This window comes from Calothrix sp. PCC 7507 (assembly GCF_000316575.1).
GTDB lineage: Bacteria > Cyanobacteriota > Cyanobacteriia > Cyanobacteriales > Nostocaceae > Fortiea.
In genome coordinates, this window is sequence record NC_019682.1 from 4965331 (window position 1) to 4985662 (window position 20332).

Annotated in this window: 22 protein-coding genes and 6 tRNA genes; 17 read left to right on the plus strand and 11 right to left on the minus strand. The window is 40.5% G+C overall.

The window, feature by feature from the left end:
* Positions 1-258: 258 nt before the first annotated feature.
* Positions 259-594: a hypothetical protein gene (locus CAL7507_RS21135; protein WP_015130532.1), complete on the minus strand. Its 336-nt coding sequence runs from the start codon at positions 592-594 to the stop codon at positions 259-261.
* A gap of 71 nt (positions 595-665) precedes the next feature.
* On the opposite strand from CAL7507_RS21135, the gene CAL7507_RS21140 reads away from it, so the two are divergent.
* The 3 genes from CAL7507_RS21140 to CAL7507_RS21150 all read left to right on the plus strand — a co-directional run bounded on the left by CAL7507_RS21140 (position 666) and on the right by CAL7507_RS21150 (position 1919).
* Positions 666-914, plus strand: coding sequence for a hypothetical protein (locus tag CAL7507_RS21140; protein ID WP_015130533.1), 249 nt, complete (start codon positions 666-668; stop codon positions 912-914).
* 80 nt (positions 915-994) lie between these two features.
* Entirely contained in the window at positions 995-1513 is a 519-nt protein-coding gene (locus CAL7507_RS21145; protein ID WP_015130534.1) for an HNH endonuclease, read from the plus strand.
* Between the two features lie 16 nt (positions 1514-1529).
* On the plus strand, positions 1530-1919 hold the full coding sequence (locus CAL7507_RS21150; RefSeq protein WP_015130535.1) for an alr0857 family protein: 390 nt from the start codon (positions 1530-1532) through the stop codon (positions 1917-1919).
* A 78-nt stretch (positions 1920-1997) separates the two neighbouring features.
* On the opposite strand, the gene CAL7507_RS21155 is transcribed toward CAL7507_RS21150, so the two are convergent.
* The gene (locus CAL7507_RS21155) at positions 1998-2915 is read right to left on the minus strand and encodes a polysaccharide deacetylase family protein (protein WP_015130536.1); all 918 of its coding nucleotides are present in this window, start codon (positions 2913-2915) and stop codon (positions 1998-2000) included.
* Between the two features lie 422 nt (positions 2916-3337).
* Here CAL7507_RS21155 and CAL7507_RS32055 point away from each other — a divergent pair.
* The 9 genes from CAL7507_RS32055 (at position 3338) to CAL7507_RS21190 (ending at position 7079) form a co-directional block, all read left to right on the plus strand.
* A tRNA-Tyr gene (locus tag CAL7507_RS32055) sits at positions 3338-3418 on the plus strand.
* Between the two features lie 4 nt (positions 3419-3422).
* Positions 3423-3509 (plus strand) — tRNA-Ser (locus CAL7507_RS21160).
* A gap of 6 nt (positions 3510-3515) precedes the next feature.
* Positions 3516-3590 (plus strand) — tRNA-Phe (locus CAL7507_RS21165).
* Positions 3591-3648: 58 nt separating this feature from the next.
* Positions 3649-3722, plus strand: a tRNA-Leu gene (locus CAL7507_RS21170).
* A 196-nt stretch (positions 3723-3918) separates the two neighbouring features.
* Positions 3919-4001: transfer RNA gene (locus CAL7507_RS32060), tRNA-Ser, on the plus strand.
* Positions 4002-4102: 101 nt separating this feature from the next.
* Positions 4103-4174: transfer RNA gene (locus CAL7507_RS21175), tRNA-Lys, on the plus strand.
* A gap of 491 nt (positions 4175-4665) precedes the next feature.
* Complete coding sequence (locus CAL7507_RS21180; protein ID WP_015130537.1) at positions 4666-5022, plus strand: low temperature-induced protein; 357 nt, start codon at positions 4666-4668, stop codon at positions 5020-5022.
* A 631-nt stretch (positions 5023-5653) separates the two neighbouring features.
* Positions 5654-6193, plus strand: coding sequence for a Dps family protein (locus CAL7507_RS21185; protein WP_015130538.1), 540 nt, complete (start codon positions 5654-5656; stop codon positions 6191-6193).
* A gap of 118 nt (positions 6194-6311) precedes the next feature.
* Positions 6312-7079: a ChaB family protein gene (locus CAL7507_RS21190; RefSeq protein ID WP_015130539.1), complete on the plus strand. Its 768-nt coding sequence runs from the start codon at positions 6312-6314 to the stop codon at positions 7077-7079.
* Positions 7080-7120: 41 nt separating this feature from the next.
* Here the strand turns inward: CAL7507_RS21190 and CAL7507_RS21195 are convergent, their stop codons facing one another.
* Entirely contained in the window at positions 7121-7522 is a 402-nt protein-coding gene (locus CAL7507_RS21195; RefSeq protein ID WP_015130540.1) for a TIGR02588 family protein, read from the minus strand.
* A complete protein-coding gene (locus CAL7507_RS21200) occupies positions 7519-8406 on the minus strand; it encodes a TIGR02587 family membrane protein (RefSeq protein WP_015130541.1) in 888 nt (295 codons plus the stop codon). The genes CAL7507_RS21195 and CAL7507_RS21200 overlap by 4 nt, the downstream gene beginning before the upstream one ends.
* Before the next feature lie 278 nt (positions 8407-8684).
* Between CAL7507_RS21200 and CAL7507_RS21205 the strand changes: the two genes are divergently transcribed.
* Positions 8685-8867 carry a CsbD family protein gene (locus CAL7507_RS21205; RefSeq protein WP_042342362.1) on the plus strand — a complete coding sequence of 61 codons (183 nt, stop codon included), beginning with the start codon at positions 8685-8687 and terminating at the stop codon, positions 8865-8867.
* A gap of 181 nt (positions 8868-9048) precedes the next feature.
* On the opposite strand, the gene CAL7507_RS21210 is transcribed toward CAL7507_RS21205, so the two are convergent.
* Both CAL7507_RS21210 and CAL7507_RS21215 read right to left on the minus strand, forming a co-directional pair.
* Positions 9049-9321 (minus strand): GlsB/YeaQ/YmgE family stress response membrane protein, encoded by a 273-nt coding sequence (locus tag CAL7507_RS21210; protein ID WP_015130543.1) that lies wholly within the window; start codon positions 9319-9321, stop codon positions 9049-9051.
* A 169-nt stretch (positions 9322-9490) separates the two neighbouring features.
* Positions 9491-10042, minus strand: coding sequence for an RNA 2'-phosphotransferase (locus tag CAL7507_RS21215; RefSeq protein ID WP_042341445.1), 552 nt, complete (start codon positions 10040-10042; stop codon positions 9491-9493).
* A gap of 338 nt (positions 10043-10380) precedes the next feature.
* Here CAL7507_RS21215 and CAL7507_RS21220 point away from each other — a divergent pair, with 338 nt between their 5' ends.
* From CAL7507_RS21220 to CAL7507_RS21235, 4 genes are all read left to right on the plus strand, one after another.
* On the plus strand, positions 10381-12846 hold the full coding sequence (locus CAL7507_RS21220) for a dynamin-like GTPase family protein (protein ID WP_015130545.1): 2466 nt from the start codon (positions 10381-10383) through the stop codon (positions 12844-12846).
* 120 nt (positions 12847-12966) lie between these two features.
* Positions 12967-13359 carry a KGK domain-containing protein gene (locus CAL7507_RS21225; RefSeq protein WP_015130546.1) on the plus strand — a complete coding sequence of 131 codons (393 nt, stop codon included), beginning with the start codon at positions 12967-12969 and terminating at the stop codon, positions 13357-13359.
* The gene (locus CAL7507_RS21230) at positions 13356-13601 is read left to right on the plus strand and encodes an HNH endonuclease (protein ID WP_015130547.1); all 246 of its coding nucleotides are present in this window, start codon (positions 13356-13358) and stop codon (positions 13599-13601) included. The genes CAL7507_RS21225 and CAL7507_RS21230 overlap by 4 nt, the downstream gene beginning before the upstream one ends.
* Positions 13602-13956: 355 nt before the next feature.
* Positions 13957-14742, plus strand: a complete 786-nt coding sequence (locus tag CAL7507_RS21235) for a hypothetical protein (RefSeq protein ID WP_015130548.1) — start codon at positions 13957-13959, stop codon at positions 14740-14742.
* 338 nt (positions 14743-15080) lie between these two features.
* On the opposite strand, the gene CAL7507_RS21240 is transcribed toward CAL7507_RS21235, so the two are convergent.
* The 5 genes from CAL7507_RS21240 to CAL7507_RS21260 form a co-directional block, all read right to left on the minus strand.
* Entirely contained in the window at positions 15081-15692 is a 612-nt protein-coding gene (locus CAL7507_RS21240) for a heme-copper oxidase subunit III (protein ID WP_015130549.1), read from the minus strand.
* 239 nt (positions 15693-15931) lie between these two features.
* Positions 15932-17605 carry a cytochrome c oxidase subunit I gene (gene ctaD, locus CAL7507_RS21245; RefSeq protein ID WP_015130550.1) on the minus strand — a complete coding sequence of 558 codons (1674 nt, stop codon included), beginning with the start codon at positions 17603-17605 and terminating at the stop codon, positions 15932-15934.
* A gap of 4 nt (positions 17606-17609) precedes the next feature.
* Positions 17610-18521, minus strand: coding sequence for a cytochrome c oxidase subunit II (locus tag CAL7507_RS21250; protein ID WP_042341446.1), 912 nt, complete (start codon positions 18519-18521; stop codon positions 17610-17612).
* Between the two features lie 120 nt (positions 18522-18641).
* Positions 18642-19247 (minus strand): DUF2231 domain-containing protein, encoded by a 606-nt coding sequence (locus tag CAL7507_RS21255; protein ID WP_015130552.1) that lies wholly within the window; start codon positions 19245-19247, stop codon positions 18642-18644.
* Entirely contained in the window at positions 19244-19744 is a 501-nt protein-coding gene (locus CAL7507_RS21260) for a DUF2231 domain-containing protein (protein ID WP_015130553.1), read from the minus strand. Before CAL7507_RS21260 ends, CAL7507_RS21255 begins: the two co-directional genes overlap by 4 nt.
* Between the last annotated feature and the right edge of the window lie 588 nt (positions 19745-20332).

A 20332-nucleotide genomic window follows, 5' to 3' on the forward strand; every position in this document is an offset into this window, starting at 1 on the left:
CTGAAATGGTAGTTCTCTTGAGAGCATCTACCTGATTCATGCTGCTTTTATATAACTTTATAACTATATAACTTATTAGCAATAGAGCGAGATAACTGTTGACTGTTGACCAATAATTCCTTGATGGTACAGAGCAACCGGATTTATCCGTGGGGTAAATCCAAAATCTAAAATCTAAAATCCAAAATTGTCTGACAACTGTGAATGCAGCCCTGTGACTATGGAAGGAAACAAGGCTGCATTCAGTAGAATATAAGACTATTCGGCCAAACTCTCGATACTCAAAGGAACCATATCGCCGTTCTTTGTCAGTCCTAAAAGCATTGGTTGTTGCGACTGAATGAGTTGACCTGTGAGTACGCAACGTTCTTCTTGTTGAGCGGTAGCGGCTATGCTAGCCCGAATATCAGCGCGGGAAAATCTGGGTTTCCACTCACCTGATTTTTGCTGTACATAATTCCAGAGGATATCTCGAATCAGGGCTTGATATCCTTGATTGCCAGACATCTCTTTGAGTTTCTCTTTCAGTTCCCGTTCTAGGCGAATGCTGGTAACTTCCATATCGGTGGTTGGGGTGCGAGCGATCGTATGCATGACTTTTTCTCCTTAAAGGTATGGACAGGATAGTAATACAAGTGTAGTATGTTTAAAGGAATGTTCAATAGGTGAAATTTTCTGTGAAATCCAATTACCCCATCTCTACTTCTTTACGCGCTATCGACTGCCGAGCCAGTCGGGAATTAGTAGCGGCGGGAGTGGAGTATTTTTTTATGGGTGATGGTAGCCAAAAACATGGGCAAATCGCAGAGGGTAATAATGATTTTAGATATTTGGGCATTAGTGGGCTGAATGCCAAACCACAACTAGACATAGGAAGCGGGAGGTACAGACTGAAAAATACTGTACCGATATAGACCAGAAGACATAATGGTCAATTTTCTACCCCCGCTTCAACCAGACAAGAAGCGGGGGTTTTTTTATAAGGAGTCAAGCTGTGACGAGCGCGATGCAAGTGTTAGAGCAATCCGTGGTGGTATTTTCTCAAAATTACTTACCATTGTGTCGGGTGAATATTAAGCGGGCGATTGTGCTGTTGGTAAGCAATAAGGCTGAACCATTAGGTTTTTCCACAGCAGGTGGATGGCGAGTTCACTCACCTAGCTTGGTACTTGACGTACCAAAACATATTCGCTTGACAATAACTTCTGGTGAGCGGATGTGGAAAGTTCCACCTGTAAATCGGCGGGAAGTGTTGCGAAGAGATCATAACAGTTGCCAATATTGCGGTAGTAACAAACGTCTGACGCTAGATCATGTGATTCCTCGTTCTCAAGGGGGGCCACACACGTGGAATAACGTAGTCACAGCTTGTGAAAGATGTAACTCCCATAAAAGTAACCGCACCCCATTTGAAGCGGGTATGCAACTACGTACCAAGCCAAAAGCGCCAGTCCATCCGACGGTTTCTTTTGCTGAACAATTTTGGATAAATGTGCAAGCAAACCTGGAATAACAGGAGAGCATAAGGAATGCTGAAATTAACTTACACCGAGAGGAGCTTTTATTTAGAGTGTCTGACTCTATCGCTGGAAGAATGGGTAGCACAGCGAGTGATTTTGGCATTGCGAGTTGGTCAATCTCTGAGCATTGAACCCAGCACGGCTTCCTTTTTGCTTCCTGTTGATTTACCAGGAGTGGAGAGGCTAAAGGCTGAGGTGCAACGAAATGACAGTGAAATTATTGCACTGTCTACTTGTGATGTCGAATATCTAGAAGTTACTCTCTGGGGTTCTTGGTTATCCGAGGGTTCTGAGGAGGCTGTGGGTGTATTTGTCACAGCGATGAGCGATCGCTCTGAGTTTTATGTCCATCAACTTTGGCAGGAGGCGCAAGCTTGCGCCTCTGTGATGAGTGAATAATGTTTATGGGGAATAGGCAATAGGCAATAGGCAATAGGCGATGATGACCCTTGACTCTTAACAAATGACCAATGACCATTAATTTTGCATTTGCAGTAATTCGGGAACGGTGACAAATCGGTAGCCTTGCTGTTTGAGTCCGCTGATGATTTGGGGTAGGGCTTGTACAGTTCTGCGGCGATCGCCTCCACCATCATGCATCAAGACAATAGAACCAGGTTTGGCATCTCTTAATACATTCTTCACAAATACTTGCGGTTTGGCACGAGGATCGGTGTCGGCGGAAGTTTGTGACCACATGACTACAGCATATTTCTGATTTTTGGCGTAAGCAGCTAGTCCGTTGTTTAAAACACCTCCAGGAGGACGAAACAGAGTAGTTTTGACTCCGGTTGTTTTGTAAATGAGTTCGGCTGTGAGTTCAATTTCTCGATTGGCTGTGGCTTGATCCATTTGTCGATACCAATGATGCCATGTGTGGTTGCCGATGGCGTGTCCTTCGGCTACAACTCGCTTGGCTATGTCGGGATTTGCTTCTAAGGCTTGTCCTACCCAAAAGAATGTTGCTTTAACATTATTTTGCTTGAGGATATCCAGCATTTGTGAGGTGGTGTTTGGCCAGGGCCCATCATCGATGGTTAAGGCAATTACTTTCTCTTGACTACTAGGTTGTACTCGATAAACTATTTTTCCTTGAAATGTCGCTGGGACTGTAAAGGTGAGGTTTTCTACTTTGCTTGGTGCGGACAATTGGGAATTTGCTTGTTGTTGCGGAACTGTAGCTTGGAGTTTGCTGATTGGTTGATTATTGCTCAATTGTGGGGGCACACCTGGAGAAATACTACAAGCTGTTACAGAAAGGGCGCAGGCAAAGATCGCAGTTATACCAATTATCCTTTGTTGCTGGCGGTGATTGTCTGCCACATGAGAATTCCAAAAACTCACATCATCATAAACTGTAGTTTCAATTTTGGGAGAGGTTAACAGGTCAAGCATCTAGAATAGAAATACTTTTAGGTAATCTCAAAAAACTTTCCTAAACCCCTTGACACTTTTTGTAGTATTTGTGTAGTATAAATGTAATGAAGCAAGAGACAAAGCTTCTCAAGGGTTAAAAGCCATGTTCTACATCCAAGTAGTGGATAAACGCTAGAATCAGCCAGAGTCCTCATTAAACAAAAGCACTTCCTGCTGCTAAACCATCTGTATTAGAGGCACAGCAAGAAAAAAATAAGTTTTTCAAGACAAAAATTACCGATTATATCCGTAATACACAAAATGTTTATTACTTAGAACGTCGGTTGTTTTCCTAATAGTTAATAGTAATTTTTCTGAACCTTGAAAACTAAATAATAAATGAGCAATTTCAGCAATAATCTGTGTATAAAAACCTAAAATTCAACACAGATATCAAATTTGGGTCGGCTCGCCTATTGGTGTGGGCAGCGCTCTGTAAAAGCGTCCTTTCCTGGTTGCAGATTCAAATTCTGCCCGACCCATTGCGGAGAGGTGGCTGAGTGGCTTAAAGCGTCCTCCTGCTAAGGGGAAACGGTTTAACACCCGTCGAGGGTTCAAATCCCTCTCTCTCCATTTTATCCTCCGGTAGCTCAGTTGGTAGTTAGCGCCTGCCTGAAAAGCAGGAGGTCGTCGGTTCGATTCCGACCTGGGGGGCTGTTGCCTTGTAGCTCAATGGTAGAGCGATCGCATGGAGTCACTTTTTCAACGATATGCCCTTGTAGCCCAACTGGAAGAGGCGCTTTGCTTAGAACAAAGAGGTTACTGGTTCAAGTCCAGTCAGGGGTATTTGGTGATTTGCGGGGATGAAGCAAGAGCGGCTTGGAGGTCTCATAAGCCTCACATCAGCAGGTGCAACTCCTGCCCCCGTCACCTGAGGGTGTCTGTTGGCGTAGCCGCTCCTCTGGAGCTAGCCAAAGCGGACGCGGCACTGGTTTGTGGAACCAGTCATAACGGATTTAAGTCCCGTCAGACACCTCTGAATGGAAGATGCTGCTCAAGGGAGGGCAACTAGTCTTGAAAACTAGAGCAGGGTAACACCTGGGGGTTCAATTCCTCCATCTTCCGTTATCCACCTGAAGCCGAGAAGCGAGGCACTGTGCTGATAACACAGACATAGGAGGGGCAGTACCTCCCTGGTGGACTGATATCTCGATTTTTAAATTTATGGGTGATTGGCATAGCGGCTGTGCAGCGGGCTTTTAATCCGCACTAGAGAGGTTCAACTCCTCTATCACCCACTGTTTTTCTCTGTAGGTTAACTGGCTGGTGTAGTGTGAACTTTCAGTTATAATCAAAGCTTAATTGCTCTGATAACGGTAGTTAATGTGAACTTTTAAAGAATAAATATCAAGTGTTAAAGATTATGCCCTTGATCTATCTAGAGAATGATTTTATGAAAGAACAAAATAGAAAAAACTTCATTCTCTAGGACGATTCACAGGTCATTAAATTCCCAGTAAAAATAGGTTACACAAGCCTTGAATGAAGAGGCGAGCATTAATAAAACCTCATGCTATTACTAAATTCCGAATATGGCATTAGCTAATTAGTGTTCATGACTCAATCAATGCAGAAGTGCAAGGATTGTTTATTCTTCATAGGTTTATTGATTACGAGCTTACTGAAAAAAGTCAATCTTGATATGCTAATTGCTCATATTTTTAATTAGCCAAGATATATACTTTTTTCAGCAGTTCAACATTGTTGATGCTGTTATTGAGGATTTCACATGAAGGTAATTCCCTTGGTTATTTCTGTCTTACGCCCAGCCCGGTTTTTAATTGTAGTTTTTACCTGTGCTGTACTACTTTTATCTAATACATTTCCCGCTTTTGCAATTGATAGCTACCAAAGTGATCCCAGGGAAGGTACTACACAACTGCTAGAAATTCAGCGCAAAACTGACGAAATTGCTAAATCAGCACCGCCTAATTTGGAGAAAGTTCAAAAGGAATCTAACAAAGGACTTAATGAAGTTCAAGGAGATGCTGATATTGATCAACAAAAGCGTCCTTCTAATTCCCAAAGTTCGACTTCCGTTGAAGACAATGTGAAAACATTTTTAGACAAAGTTACAGGTAAGTAAGGCATGATTAATGTTATCAGTAATGGTTCAGAGGTAATAGTTGAAAGTTTAATTATTGGCTCCATTACTAGTTAGCATTTTTACACTTACATCTGCTGAGTCTGTTATGTAAATAGGTTTTCTTGAATTTCATAAAAGACATCTTGATTAAAATAAATAATCAAGATGTCTTGTCATATTTTAACGCTGATGCAAATTGATTGTGCAAAAAGTTTATTGGCTAGGATACTACTATTTGATTTCTTAAATATATGTAGGGTGGGCATTGCCCACCGTATTATAGTTTTGGTGGGCATTGCCTAGGGTGTTGACTCTGAGGGTTTTCAGCCCAAAATGCATCATACAAAATAATAGTAGTTAACGTTCTCACCAGGGCACGGCAGTGCCGATGCCCCTACGGTAAACACAAAAAATGCATGATAATTTTTAGCTAATTTCGTACAAAGTCAACAGCCCAGGCATTGCCCACCCTACTACAGATACTGAGATTTTTTCAATAATTAGATCAGATTCTTATAGAATTATCCCAAACATATACTATTATGAATATCACTATCTTTCCTTTGGCTGATGTTGATTCACTATGGAATTTGAGAACTTAGAGAGTAAGTTCGCTTAGGGATGGAAAATAATGCCTAAAATCAACATTGGTTTGTCGGAAGAACAGCGTCAAGGTGTGATTAATCTTTTGAATCAAGATTTAGCAGATTCCTATTTGCTGTTAGTGAAAACTAAAAAATACCACTGGGATGTAGTTGGCCCCCAGTTTCGCTCTCTGCATCAGCTTTGGGAAGAACACTACGAAAAACTGACTCTAAATATTGATGCTTTGGCTGAACGGGTGCGGGCTTTGGGTGGTTACCCAATTGGCACGATGGAGGGATTTCTGAAGATTGCTACTCTCAAGGAACATGGTGGCAAAGTCCCTTCAGCAACTGGGATGGTAGCTCGATTGGTGGAAGATCACGAACAGATTATTCGGAACTTAAGGGAGCATATAGACCATTCTAGTGAGCAATTCCATGATCAGGGAACTGCTGATTTTTTAACTGGATTAATGGAAGAGCATGAGGAGATAGCTTGGATGCTGCGCTCGTTTATTGAGGGAGAGGCAATAGAACCAGATGGTAAACAGCCTGTAGCAAAAGCTCAAACTCCTGTAGGTGTGTAGCTAAATAGCTTAAGCAATTAAGTTTGAGTTGAGAATGGCAGTTTGTGGTTAGAAAAATCTCTCTACATCTGCCTTTTTAGCCTGTGCTTTAAAAAAGTAAGATTTAAGGAGTATGAAAGTGCCAGATTTATCTCAAGCAGAATCTACTATCTCTGCAGTGTTTAAAGAACAAAAGCAAGTTGATGATGTGATTCGACGCTTATTAGACAGAGATGTACCCAGAGATAATATTTCCGTTTTGGGAAGAAATTTTCAGTCGGAAACTCGAATTGCTGGTTTTATTACTAAGAAAGATGTGATTCTGGGAGGTTTGAAAACAGGCGCAATTTTTGGTTCCTTGTTTGGTTCTTTCCTCAGTTTGCTCACGGGTGTAGGGGTGCTGTTTATTCCTTTTGTTGGTCCAATTGTGGCAGCAGGACCGATCAGTGCGGTGTTGCTTGGGGCTGCTGGTGGGGCGATCGCAGGTAGTGCTGGTGCAGGTTTAGTATCGGTTTTGACCACGTTAGGTATGCCAGAAGAGAAAGCAGCGGTTTACCAAACTCGCTTGGAAGCTGGCGAGTTTCTATTGATGGTAGAAGTTCCACGCGATCGCACTGGGGAATTTCAATTGCTGCTAGAAAGCGCTGGGGGTGAAGAAGTTCACACTAGTGAAAAAACCCTGGCTCGTCCTTGTCTGGGCCCTTGCAACGGACCGAATGATTTGTCTCCAGAAGTTCGCGCTCATCTTTCTCAGGAAGCTCAACGCACATTCATTGAGCGTTATAACAATGTACTAGATGAAACAAGTGATGAATTCACCGCTGAACAAGCTGCTTGGGAAGCAGTTCGTCAACAATTTGATGAAGATGAGAATGGGGTTTGGTCAAAAGCTAAGGTGAGTGTCTAACAGTTATCAGTTATCAGTTATCAAATTCACTGATAACTGATTTAGGGCGATTTATAGCTAGCAACACGAATAGTTAACTTACCTTGTTTAGGGTTCTGGCTAAATATAAATGCTCCTTTCTCTATTTCACTGCTAGATAAAAAATCAATTTGTTGTTCTCCCGTTTCTATAACTTTGCCATTAATTTGTAACTCAGCTATAATCTGCACTAGTTCTGCTGTTTCTCCACCAGTATTAATGATTTCAAAAGGAACATAAAAATGTCCCTCGTTTTCTCGGATTGTCTGTTTTTGAGTCACAGATAGAACGGGAGGTTGATTATTATCGTTCACCCAAATGTATATTACGAGGCTAACAATTACTACGAGAATAAATGAGGCTGCACCGAATGTCACCCACTCAGCTAGTGAGCGCTCTGATTGCGGTTGTTCTGTTTTATTCATATTGCTAATCTACCTGCTGCGCCACCAATAGTTGCAGGTAAACCTAGTAGTAATGTATGGTCTAACCACATTGTCCAAGGGTCACTAAGACTCAATTTTTGAAAAAACCATAGCATAAAAGTACCTGCTAATAGTGATACTAAATAAGACATTGTGGTTTCGCTTAATGGTCTTTGAAAAATCCCTTTTTGTTGTCTACGTTTTTGCTGGTCTGAAAAGCCTGCCTGAAATACAATTCCATAGGAAATTAGCAAAGAAGTGGCGATAATTGCTAACAACCAAGGTGGCGAAGCTGCGGCTGCTAACATGGAGATTTCATCTGTTGGAGCAATGTTAAATGCAATTACAGTTGCACCAATTAAGGTTGCACCAATATCTGCGAATGTGGCGTTTAAATCGTTCTGTTGTTTCTTCGCCGGTTGATTTGCTTGATAACCTGCTTGTTCTTCTTTATTGGTGTTACTAGTATTTTCTAAAAACTGATTGGCTAATGCTACACCTAGAGTAAAGGGTACACTTTCAAAGATAATTTTACCTAAAGATTCTTTGAGTGAAGTTTCGGGTGTCAGTTCTTGCAATAGGAATAGCATAAATGTAGAGCAGAAGAGTCCGATCGCTATTGCTTCTATAGTATCTATTATTGTTTGATCTATTCTGGATTTACGTCTGCGTTTACGAAAGCCTTCAGTTTGATTAAGCAAGAAAACCACTATAAACGTCAATGCGATCGCTAGCATCATCAGTTGTGGTTTTGCTTGTGATCCAACCCACCACACTTCCATTGTATACAGTAATGGGATACCAAATAAAAATCCTCCACAAGCACCTCGAATAATGTCATTTATTTCACTGTTCCAGATATTTTGCTTACGCTTTATTGTCACGTTTATACTACCCTTATAATTCTATTTTTCTCTAATCTTATTGTTAAGTAGTATTAACTGATTAATATCAAAATAATTTGAGAAAATAAAATTTATTTCAATAAAGATGGATAATTTCTAATTAAATAGATTCTTATCTATTTAAGACTTATACATCTATCTTAGGTATAAATAATTAAAAAAAGTTAATCTACCTGATGATAGATGCTTAAATCGATGCAAAATCATAGATTCATTTATGGTTAGTGATTCAATCAACTAAAGGTGAAATTAAAAATATGAGCATTGAAAAAAGAGTAGAAGCCACTGCAAAAAATATTGAGGGCAAGATTCAAGAAGTTATAGGTGAAGTAACAGGCAATCCAGCAGATAAGGCCGAAGGTCAGGCAAAGCAAGCTGAAGCCCAAGTTACTCATACTGTAGAAAATGTCAAAGATGAAGTGAAGAAGGTTTTAGAGTAGTTCTCCATATCAAGTATTTGGGTGTAACTATTAGGCTCTAAGAACAATTTCGTTTATTTAACTAAGGTTTATGACTCCACTATCTTAAAAGAAGTGGAGTATTTTATTTATTTGTATTTGCCAAGAGCAACTACTAGCTTGTAACAACTGGGTTCTGACCATGATTTTGCTGGTTATTCAATTAATAACTGGAGCGTCCAGTCATTAATCCCCAAATAAAAATGGCAATTATAGCACCAATAATGGCTATAATTATACCAGGAATACTAAGAGTTGCAGCAGTAAGTTGCAGTCTTCCTGTTTCTAAAAGAGTAGCTATAATTCCTCCAATTATTGAACCGATTAGTCCTAAAATCATTGTTGCTACGATTCCGCCACCTTGACGGCCTGGATAAATAGCTTTAGCGATCGCTCCGGCTAAAAGACCCAGAATTATCCATGCAATAATATTCATATATAAGCCAGTAAGAAACTGAATACTAGCTTATGAATTTAAATCTGGGTTTCCTTCTATCGCCAGAGATAAGCTGTGAGGTATATAATTTTCCCGTATTGACTTAGGAACAGGATGAAGGAGTAATTAACGAATTTTCCACAGTTACAAATAATAAATTATACTAACATCAAAATTCAGTTTTTTGTAGGTACTCAGGCGGTACCGTATCTACTAACCAAACACCATTTTCAGAACAGTAAAATTTGTGTCCAGCTTTATGCATTGCTGCAGTATCCACGACAAAAATTACTGGTTTTCCATGCCTTGCACCTACTATTTTTGCTGTAGCTATATCTTGTGATAAATGAACATGGTGTCTTGACATCTTCACAAGTCCTATTTGCATAACTGACTCCACAGCTTTTTGTCCCGTACCGTGATACAAAACATTTGGTGGTGCAACAGGTTCTAACTGTAAATCAACTTCTACACTATGTCCTTGGTTAGCACGAATAAGAGTGCCTGTAGAGTCAAAAGAAAACCGTTTTTTATCACTAGTAGTTACTACTTCATCCAGTTCTTGACGAGTGATAGGAAATTGGTTGTTTGCACAAGCTGCTAGAAGTTGATCGATATTAACCCAGCCACCAGCAGCAAGTTGAATACCAATTTTATCAGGTTGGTGTCGTAGGTGCTTGCTAAGATATTTACTGATTGTAACTAGCCGAGAATTCATAATTTCACTCTTAGAGTATGTATAAGAATTTAGTAGTTAGAATACGGGACATAGAATTATTAAAGCATGGGTAATAATTTTATTGTTGAATATAAAAGTATTTGTAGGGTGGGCAATGCCCACCAAAACCCGGATATGGTGGGTATTGCCCACCCTACGTATATTTCAAAAATCAAATAGTAGTCCTATAGTTAGAAGACGGGATATAGAATTATTAAAGCATGGGTAATAATTTTATTGTTGAATATAAAAGTCTCAAATTTAGTTCTCAGTAGCATTACTGAGCCTTTTTTGACAATAATTTTTATAAGATGTAGAAGAATCTTATCTACATACTCTATATGTCATACTTGTCGCCTCAGTCTCAAAACCTGAAAGAACAGGTTGAATCTATATTACAACTTTTGCAACAAGAATCAACACTGCGTTCCCATGATATTGCACCTATCCAAACTTCTCTAAACAAAGCAATTTCACCCAAGTTTGAGATTGTGTTTGCGGGTGCATTTAGTGCGGGTAAATCAATGCTGATAAATGCGTTATTGGAAAGAGAATTGCTGTATAGTGCAGAGGGACACGCTACAGGTACAGAATGTAGGATTGAGTATGCAGAAGCAGATAAAGAGCATGTTGTTTTAACCTTTTTGAGTGAAGCTGAGATTCGAGAACAAGCTATTTCTTTATGTCAGCAATTGGGATTCAAGACAGTAGCAAATATTAATCAAGTTGATGTAGTTAACTTACTCAATCAAGGTTGTGAAGCTATTATTCAACAGGAAGGTGGTGAGAGTAAATCGGAACGTGCAAAACAAGCAAAAGCATTAATATTATTGCTGGAAGGGTATGTGGCAAACCGTGAACATATCCACACAATAAATAATGCCACGTATTCAATGGAGCAATTTAACTTTTCTAATCTTAAAGAAGCTGCGGGATATGCGCGTCGTGGTAGTAACAGTGCTGTTTTGCAACGGATTGAATATTATTGCAACCATCCATTGTTGCGTGATGGTAATGTGATTATCGACACGCCTGGGATTGATGCACCCGTCGAGAAAGATGCACGATTAACCTACGCTAAAATTCAGCATCCTGATACTTCGGCTGTGGTGTGTGTGCTAAAACCTGCTGCAGCGGGTGATATGACAAAAGAAGAAACGGAACTTTTGGAAACAATGCGAGGAAATGCGGGAATACGCGATCGCGTTTTTTATATCTTTAACCGCATCGATGAAACTTGGTATAATACCCAGCTAAGGCAACGATTGGATGATTTAATCAGCAGACAGTTTCGGGATACGACCAGGGTTTATAAAACCAGTGGCCTACTAGGATTTTACGGCAGTCAGATTAAACAAACAAGTAAGAGCGATCGCTTTGGTTTAGATTCTATCTTTGCTGAAAGTGTCAAATCTGGAGACGGTAAGGAAGAAACGCCGCAATTCGTGTATGCGTTTAACAACTACTGTGTGAGTGCTGGTAAGCTTTCTCCTAGCGACTTTCGGATTTCCATTAATGGTTTTGAAACTCCAAATCAGAACTATGAGCGAATTTTATCTGAACAGGGAACGCCACTAATTAACCAGCTAATTCAAGATAGTGGTATTGAAGAATTTAGAACAGCTATTACTCGCTATCTCACGGAAGAAAAGCGTCCACAACTTTTTAAAAATCTCGCCGATGACTTAGAAGATATTTGTATTAAACTCAAGAAAAACTATCAGGCATCACAACGATATTTAGATAGTCAGCCACGAGAAATTGAGACGATGAAAGCGCAGGAGTTACAGCGACTTAATCAGCAATTACAAGAAGTTGGCAGAGACTTTAATCAGCATATTACAGAAGAAGTTAACCAAGTAATTAATAATGGCTGTGATGCTTTTGAGACAGATTTTCGCCAATTACAATCACGGATGATTCGCCGTTTGGATGAGTTACTAGATACCTTTTCTGTCGCTGATGCTTATCAACGTTCGACTCTAAGTCATCCTCGCAACGCTACCGCACCTCTAATTGCTATTTTAGTAGAGGCGTTTTATTATTTAGCAAATCAATTAGAAGATATTTTAATAGAGTCTTCTCAGCAAGTAGTTAGCAATTTGTTTCAGCGGTTAACCGAAAAGATTCGGAAGTCAGAATATTATCGCCAATTATATCGTTTATTGGGTAATGATGGCGGCATTGAACAAGAGATAAAAATCTTAGAGAAACTTGTTTCTCAAGCCTTGATTAGTGCAGCTTGTGTAGAGTGCGATCGCTTCGTGCGCGAAAGTCCTAGATTTTATGATGAAGGCACTTTTTCAATATATCAATTTCGGCAGACTTTGCAACAAACTTCCCAAGGTTATGACTGCGAAAGTATGGTAGAAGCCGAACCAGCAATTAGGCAATTATTGAAGTTAGATTTTGAGCCAAAGGTATCTCACACTATTCGTAAATCTTTCCGTCAAACCATCAATCAAACTATCAAAACCCAGTTTTTACCGATGGCGGATAAACAAGCCGATGAGATTTTGCAGCAATACCCACAGGCGCGTGCTTATTTAGAAACAACACTAGAACAAGAAGCTGAAGAGAAGATTATAAAGAATCGGCATTTATTGAGTAATCTTGAGCAGAAAATCGAGGTATATAATTCAGCAGTGAATAGCATTAATAATTGTTTAAAATCGATGCATTTATCTGACCATTTATTGCCTCTAATTGATGATTATTTTACTGATAATGACGTTATTGATAGTAAATTCACTGCTAATGGATTTGCTCTCTCAGATAGATTATTAGATAGCGTACCAGAAGTTTAGTAATTATCTGTAGGGTGGGCAATGCCCACCCAATATGATTCTATCTAGTGACAAATTATATTTTACAGGCATATACTTAATAAGTATATTTTGTAGATAAAATCAAAAACTTAAGTTTATATGGAAGATAAATTCAAACCGATTGAGTGTAACGATGGTGATGTTATAGAGTTTGGTAATAATACCTACAAAATTGATAGATTTATAAAAGCAGTACATCAATCATGTAATGCATCACTAGGGTATCAACTGCATCAAGAATTAAATAAGCAAAGAATCAATATAAATTCTAGTAGTTTTAATGCATGTTTCGGAGAAAGTAAAGGTATAGATTGTCAAATTCTTAAACTAGGTTCTAAAACTTGGAAAAAAGGAAAATTAAGATTTCAAGTCAGCGTTGAATTTTATATTGAGGATGATATAAATACAGAAAAAAACCAGTATTCAGAAATCACCGAGCTTGAATCACCTCTTGATGACCTGCGTCGCATAATAAATGAGGATAAATCATGAATAAAACTCCACGAATTCGCATTCCTCCAGAGGTGAGAAAATACGTTTTTGAACGCGATAAATATCAATGTCAAAGCTGTGGTAAAACAACAACTGAAATAGACCTCACTATTGACCATATTATTCCCCTGTCCCGTAGCGGACAAAACGATATTAGTAACTTACAAACTCTCTGTTGTACCTGCAACCAGCAAAAAACAGACAATATAGATCCTCGCTTCAGACGCCATTTTGATCTCTAATACAGCGTTTTTCAAGTAAATGAATTACACAGGTAGTAGCAAAACAATGTTGTTACCTGAAGATTATCTGTACCTCAGCAAGTTGTAATCTTTCATATAAAAAAATAATTATTTCTTTAGAGCCTGACTACACAAGTAAGTTGATAAATCAAAAGTGTAAATAAACTGTATTGGCAGATACGACAAATATTGTTCTAAAAAATTACATTTTTAGTATGCATTGCCACTGTTTGTTAGGCAATATTTTTTGTTTACAAGTAGGTTGCTTGTGGAGTTTTCACTTGTTCGACATCAGGGTGTATTTTGTAAGGATTTTAACGTTTTTTAGTCGTTGAGAAAGGTAATTTATGACAGAATGAATCGTTACTTATTAGGAGCTACTTTTGATTTATTTAGCGCTTTATTTTTCATGTTGTCTGCTGCTTTTGCAATTGGCATACCCACCATTAAATTAGTTTATGGGGGCGTAGAATCTATCTCAGGATTTGGCACATCATCAAGAAGACTCAATTCTCTATTTGCCAATGATGATGCTGTGGGAGTTTTAGCTATTTGTGTAGCTGAAGGAAATTGTGAGATTAATGGTAGAAAAACCCGGAACTATTTTGCCAACATTGATCCAGGTAATGGCTTGATAAATAGAGGTTGGTGTTCGGATCAAGGTAGGGGAGGTTCTAATCTGAAAAATGCCGATGCTGGCTGTCTAAGTCGTACACAAAGCCGCATTCCCCGCCTCATGCAAAGAATGGAGCGTGTGGGGCTAAATCCTGAACACTACGTAGAAGCTTTTGTGAATGCAGCAGATTTATGGAACCAAGCATCTCCCAGGGTTAGTGATGCTTTCCCCAATACTTATCGCATAGCAATTGAGCAGGGATTTAAAGGACAAGAGGCAATTTTGTGGGCACGGGTAGAAGCTTTTCGTGATAATTCAGGAGAACTATCAGCTGGTAATATCAATCTAAGTAGAGGTGTGTATAGAGGTTTGTTTGGTGTTTGTGCAAACCCACAAAATACTTATTACCAAAGCCGCTTGAGAAATTATTCTTTGATGTCAGAAAAATGGCGTTGGTCTTGCATCGCGTTAGATCAAAGAAGACGGGTTAAAGCTATTCAAAGTGTTTTCACTAGAATTAGTTGATGCAATTTCTATAGGAATCCTATTTGATTTTTGAAATAATACGTAGGGTGGGCATTGCCCACCTTATCCGGGTTTTGGTGGGCATTGCCCACCCTACAAATACTTAGATTTTTTCAAAAATTAACCCGGATTCCTATAGCAAAAGTTCTGGTTGATGATTACAAACCATAGATATAGCATTTCTCGACAAGCGTGAGGTACATCGGTAAGGGCATGGCACTGCCATGCCCCTACACAGCGTGATATATTTTTGTACTTCATTTGAATGGGAAGCGCTATAAACACAAATAGGGCGAACAACCGTTCGCCCCTACATCATTTTGCAAAATGTTGGGTTTTCACTGCCAAATGTAGATTAGGACAAACAAAATAATCCAGATAACATCGACGAAGTGCCAGAATAATGAGGTTGCATTCACGCCAAAGTGACTTGAGTTTTCGCCGGCGGGAATGAAAGAGTATGCAAGAATAATTAACTGCAACAGAATGCCTGTGAAGACGTGCAAACCGTGGAAACCTGTTAGCAGGTAGAACATCCCACCAAATACCCCTGAGGTGAAGCCAAAGGTGAGGCTGTGCCATTCTATGGCTTGTCCTACTAAAAAGTAGCTACCCATAGCTATTGTAGCCAAAAGATACAGGCGAAATTTCGTGAGATTGTGGCTTTGCAAAGCGCGTTCTGCTAAATAAATCACAAAGCTGCTAGAAACCAGAATCACTGTGTTGATTGCAGGTTCTTTGATTTCTAATCCAGAAACACCGGCTGGTAACCAGTTAGGAGTTGTGGTTTTGTAGATAATATAACCAGCAAAAAAACTCAAGAAAATGACGCTTTCAGACATCAAGAAGACAATAAAGCCAAACATCTTGCTGCCTTCTTCGTCATGACTATGTTCACCGCTTGAGTGATGCAAAGGCGTCTGCAATTTATCTGCAGTGAAACTATCCATGAATTCTCCTTGAGATTACTTGAAAATTTTGTAGGGTGGGCATTGCCCACATATTCGTTTTTTAGCGTTGCTGAATTGCGATATGAAATGTCAAAATCACCTTTTTTTTCTTTTTACCTTTGCGCCTTTGCGCCTTTGCGTGTTAGCGAAGCGGGGCATAGCCCGGCAGATTCATATTTTCAATCAGCAACGCCTGTTTTTTGGTGGGCATTGCCCACCCTACTTTGGTGGTAAAGAGATTAATGAGGGTTAAGATGGTCAGCATTAGCTACTAATGGTTCAGACTTGCCGTAACCGTAAGGTTCGCTAATAACGATGGGGAGTTCTTCAAAGTTTTCTACTGGAGGTGGTGAAGAAACTAACCACTCCAAGCCAATGGCGCGCCAGGGGTTAGCTGGGGCTTTCTCACCTTGCATTGAGGAAACTACCATATTGAAGATGAAAGGTAAGGTAGACATTCCCAACAGAAATCCGCCAAGACTGGCAATAATATTCCAGAATTCATATTCTGGGGCGTAGGAAGAAACTCGACGTAACATCCCTTGCAAGCCTAATGGGTGCATAGGCAAAAAGTTGAGGTTAGTGCCGATGAATGACAACCAAAAATGTAACTTACCCCAGCCTTCAAAATACATCCGCCCGGTCATTTTGGGGAACCAGTGGTAGAAGGCTGCATACAAGCCCATCGTCACTGTACCGAAAAGGACGTAGTGGAAGTGACCAACGACAAAATAGGTATTGTTAACGTGGACATCAACTGGTACAGAGGAAAGCATGATGCCTGTGATACCTGCAAACACAAACATCACTAATCCACCCAAGGCAAATAACATGGGTGTATTCAACCGCAACTTACCGCCCCAAATGGTCGCTACCCAAGCGAACACTTTAATACCTGTGGGTACGGAGACGAACATTGTCGTCAACATGAAAATCATCCGCATCCAGCCAGGTGTGCCACTGACGTACAAGTGGTGTACCCAAACAATACCGCTGACTACGGCAATTAAAAGGGATGAAATGGCAACTACTTTATAGCCAAATAGGGGTTTGCGGCTATAGACAGGGAATATTTCCGAGAAGATGCCGAAGACGGGCAAAATGATCACGTAAACGGCAGGGTGAGAGTAGAACCAGAAGTAATGCTGGAAGAGAATCGGATTACCGCCCTTGCTGGGGTCGAAAAAGGCAGTACCTGCGGTGAGGTCAAGTAACAACATGACTGCACCTGCTGTCAGTGCAGGTAATCCGAACAGCTGGATAATCTGGGCGCTAAATACTGCCCAGACAAAGAGGGGCATCCGGAAGAAGGTCATACCGGGTGCGCGCATCTTGACGATGGTGGTGACAAAGTTGACAGCGCCCATAATGGAAGAGACGCCGGATATTGCCACTGCTAATAGCCAAACAACTTGACCGTTAATTAAGTTACCTGTGGGGTTTTGCAGACTGACTGGTGGGTATGACCACCAACCAGCTTGGGCGGGGCCACCAGGGACTAAAAAGCTGCCCATGAGGAGGATTCCGACTACAGGCACCATCCAAAAGGCAACGGCATTCAGGCGGGGAAAGGCCATGTCTCGCGCCCCAATCATCAAGGGTACGAGATAGTTAGCAAACCCAACTAGAGACGGAAATGTCCACAGAAATAGCATGACAGTGCCATGCATGGTGAACATGCCGTTGTAGACAGTTCGGTCTACTAGGTCTGATTCGGGTGTAATTAGTTCTCCCCGAATCACCATTGCAAAGATACCGCCGACTAAGAAGAAGATGAATGAGGTGACGAGGTATTGGATACCAATAACCTTGTGGTCGGTGCTAAAGCTGAAGTATTGCTTCCAGCCGTTTGGGGGTTCGTGATGAGGCTTTTCAGTAGGGATACTGATGCCTTCGAGGGGAATATTTGTCATCAGTTCAACTGGAAGAATTGACTAGAGGTGGTGCTGCTGGGATAACTGTTACCCAACCATTTTTGACTGGTTGACTGCTGGTTTGGGCATACTCAAAGGCTGCCTGATTGTGTGCGGGTGCCAATTTGTGAGTTGATGTTTTGGCTAACCACTCGTGATACTCTGCGGGTGATTCGACGATGACATCCGCTTGCATGGTGGCGAAGTATGTACCGCTGTATTGAGAATCTGTGAGTCGGTATTTGCCGTTGCGGATGGGGGTAAATTCAAAATCGATGTTGTGGTTGGGAATGATGTCTTGTTTGAGGCGGAAAGCTGGGATGTAGAAGCCGTGGAGTACATCCTCTGATTTGAGATTTAAACGAACTCGGCGATCGCTTGGTAAATGCAATTCGGTAGTGGTAACATTTCTCTCTGGGTAGTAGAAGATCCATGCCCACTGTTTAGAAATCACATCAATTTTTTCCACTGGTTCAGCTGCAATGGATGCATCTTCTGTTGCTGCATAAGCTGACTCCATACCCATTGGGTTATGCAGGTGTACCAGTTCCATCGGCCCTTGGATGGCCATTTTTTCGTAGGTTTGGTAGCTATAACCTGCAATCCAAATCACCAACAGAATGGGGATGGCTGTCCAGACAACTTCTAGGGTGATATTACCTTCAATTGCTGGGCCATCGCTCAAATCATGCTGGGCGGCGCGATGGAAAATTACCGAATACATGAGAGTCCCAGTCACTCCCAGAAAGATGAACGCACCAAGCGTCACCAAGAAGCTAATCAAATCATCAATGAGTTGGGATTCAGCGGCTGCTTGTGGAGGAAGCCAAAAATAAGCCTGTCTACCAATCCAAATACTGATGGTGGCGAGAGCGATCGCGATCGTAATCAACGTTAAAATCTTGAAAGGTTTCATGGTCATGAGTCAGAATAAAGCAAAAGTAAAAAGTCAAAAGGCAAAAGAAAGAATAAAAAGAAAGGGAGTATCGCCCCTAAATTTAGGGGTATTCTCTTTTTACTTTTTACTTTGATCTTTTTACTTCAATACTGTGTTGAGGTCTTCGCCCAATCGCAGCAAGCTATCTGCGGTATTGTGTACGCCAAATTCAGCCGCCAGTTGTGCCCCTAAGGTGCCGTGGAGGTACATGACAAACATGACTGTCACACCCGCTAATAGATAACTCCACTGCACTTGTCTATCTTCCTCTGGGCGCCAAACGTAGCGCTGGTATCCTCTCCAGATAGTCATGCCGATAATCAGCGCTAATAACACAACACCACCTACGCCATGCCAAATCATGGTATCCATAGCCTGGAATCCCCAAGCACTTTTCACATTAGCTGGTGGCCGTGCCAGCAGCATTTCATAAAAGCCAGCTGCTACTGTGAAAAAGGTGATGATGGATGAAGCCACCATGTTGTACCAGCCAACATCAAAAAAGTTGGCACGTTCTACAGAAATTGCTAAAAATTTGAAGACCCATTTTTCCAGGGGTAAGAAGACACCAATGATATCAAAGGTAACCCCGATGATGAACAAACCTAGGGTGAGGTGAACTAGGTTGGGATGAACTGGAATGCTGTAAGGTAGGCCATTAGGACCCAGTTGCCCACTCAATTGCTCAATTAGTTCTGGGTTCATGGCAACATACCGTCCTTAATTGCTTCTACAACTGGTACTGTATGCAATCCATATATCCAAACCAATTCATCACCGAGATATACCTGCAAGCCAACGATCGCTGTTAAAATTAACCCCACTCCTAGATAATAAATTGATATTCTGTGTGGGTTTCTGGTCCGAATTACATAGCGCCATGCTGTAATTGCAGCGATAAATCCTGAAAGTGACCAGCCAATCATTGTATGTAAATTTAATACTGACTTAGCTACTTCGTAAGGCTGTGCCAAGCCAGCTTCAAATTGACCAAAAATTATCGCCACAAAGATGGAAATTGTAGCAATAAACATATTCCACCAACTCACCTCAAACAGTCGGGAGTTGCCAGTAAAATAGCCAACTACATCACAAAAGAAAGCAAATAGCACCATCGCAATTACGAAGTGGATGACGATGGGATGAATCGCATCCGGATACGGTAAGTTGTGGTCGTTTAAATTTGTAAGATACTCAAGCACGGTATTCTCCTAGGCATATCTACAGCACCTCAAATAAACTTCCATGATTGACACCCACTCAGATCAATACCAATATCTACACATGACCAAGATAAATACATGGAGAGAGTTTCCAGGGATTCACGTGTCAGATTTATGGTAAATAACTTGGGTGAATTTGGTTCAATTTTTTGGGAAGGATTTCGGCGTTAATTCAGTTATCAGTTATCAAGTTCACTGTTTACTGTTCACTCTTGACTGATTTAATCTTTCTCAAGAAAGTCGCTGGTGTTTTTGGCATTGGCTAGACTTATCTATTAGTTTAAGTAAAGTTTTGTTATCTGTCAAAAGAGCAGAAAATAAAAGTTTTAAGAGTTTCTTAGCAACAAAATATTTTTTATAAATGTAGCTATTTTAGCTATTTGAAACAGATGAATATGTAAATAATTTTACATATATCAATTCTTGATTTGTAATATCAGCCACAAAATATCCATTATTTAGCAACACCAAATTAACAGAACTATATGGCAATAGGAAAAGGGCAAAATCCTAAAACCTTTTTCCTGAGAAAAGTTGACATAAATTAATTGGCTGACAAATTCTACC

What these genes read in the sequence shown, in the direction of transcription:
- CAL7507_RS21155 (WP_015130536.1), bottom strand. Translation starts at nt 2,915, where the DNA reads ATGCTTGACCTGTTAACCTCTCCCAAAATTGAAACTACAGTTTATGAT.
- ctaD (WP_015130550.1), bottom strand. Translation starts at nt 17,605, where the DNA reads ATGACAAATATTCCCCTCGAAGGCATCAGTATCCCTACTGAAAAGCCT.
- CAL7507_RS21230 (WP_015130547.1), top strand. Translation starts at nt 13,356, where the DNA reads ATGAATAAAACTCCACGAATTCGCATTCCTCCAGAGGTGAGAAAATAC.
- CAL7507_RS21195 (WP_015130540.1), bottom strand. Translation starts at nt 7,522, where the DNA reads ATGAATAAAACAGAACAACCGCAATCAGAGCGCTCACTAGCTGAGTGG.
- CAL7507_RS21205 (WP_042342362.1), top strand. Translation starts at nt 8,685, where the DNA reads ATGAGCATTGAAAAAAGAGTAGAAGCCACTGCAAAAAATATTGAGGGC.
- CAL7507_RS21210 (WP_015130543.1), bottom strand. Translation starts at nt 9,321, where the DNA reads ATGAATATTATTGCATGGATAATTCTGGGTCTTTTAGCCGGAGCGATC.
- CAL7507_RS21240 (WP_015130549.1), bottom strand. Translation starts at nt 15,692, where the DNA reads ATGGATAGTTTCACTGCAGATAAATTGCAGACGCCTTTGCATCACTCA.
- CAL7507_RS21255 (WP_015130552.1), bottom strand. Translation starts at nt 19,247, where the DNA reads ATGAACCCAGAACTAATTGAGCAATTGAGTGGGCAACTGGGTCCTAAT.
- CAL7507_RS21150 (WP_015130535.1), top strand. Translation starts at nt 1,530, where the DNA reads ATGCTGAAATTAACTTACACCGAGAGGAGCTTTTATTTAGAGTGTCTG.
- CAL7507_RS21185 (WP_015130538.1), top strand. Translation starts at nt 5,654, where the DNA reads ATGCCTAAAATCAACATTGGTTTGTCGGAAGAACAGCGTCAAGGTGTG.
- CAL7507_RS21180 (WP_015130537.1), top strand. Translation starts at nt 4,666, where the DNA reads ATGAAGGTAATTCCCTTGGTTATTTCTGTCTTACGCCCAGCCCGGTTT.
- CAL7507_RS21250 (WP_042341446.1), bottom strand. Translation starts at nt 18,521, where the DNA reads ATGAAACCTTTCAAGATTTTAACGTTGATTACGATCGCGATCGCTCTC.
- CAL7507_RS21225 (WP_015130546.1), top strand. Translation starts at nt 12,967, where the DNA reads ATGGAAGATAAATTCAAACCGATTGAGTGTAACGATGGTGATGTTATA.
- CAL7507_RS21235 (WP_015130548.1), top strand. Translation starts at nt 13,957, where the DNA reads ATGAATCGTTACTTATTAGGAGCTACTTTTGATTTATTTAGCGCTTTA.
- CAL7507_RS21220 (WP_015130545.1), top strand. Translation starts at nt 10,381, where the DNA reads ATGTCATACTTGTCGCCTCAGTCTCAAAACCTGAAAGAACAGGTTGAA.
- CAL7507_RS21135 (WP_015130532.1), bottom strand. Translation starts at nt 594, where the DNA reads ATGCATACGATCGCTCGCACCCCAACCACCGATATGGAAGTTACCAGC.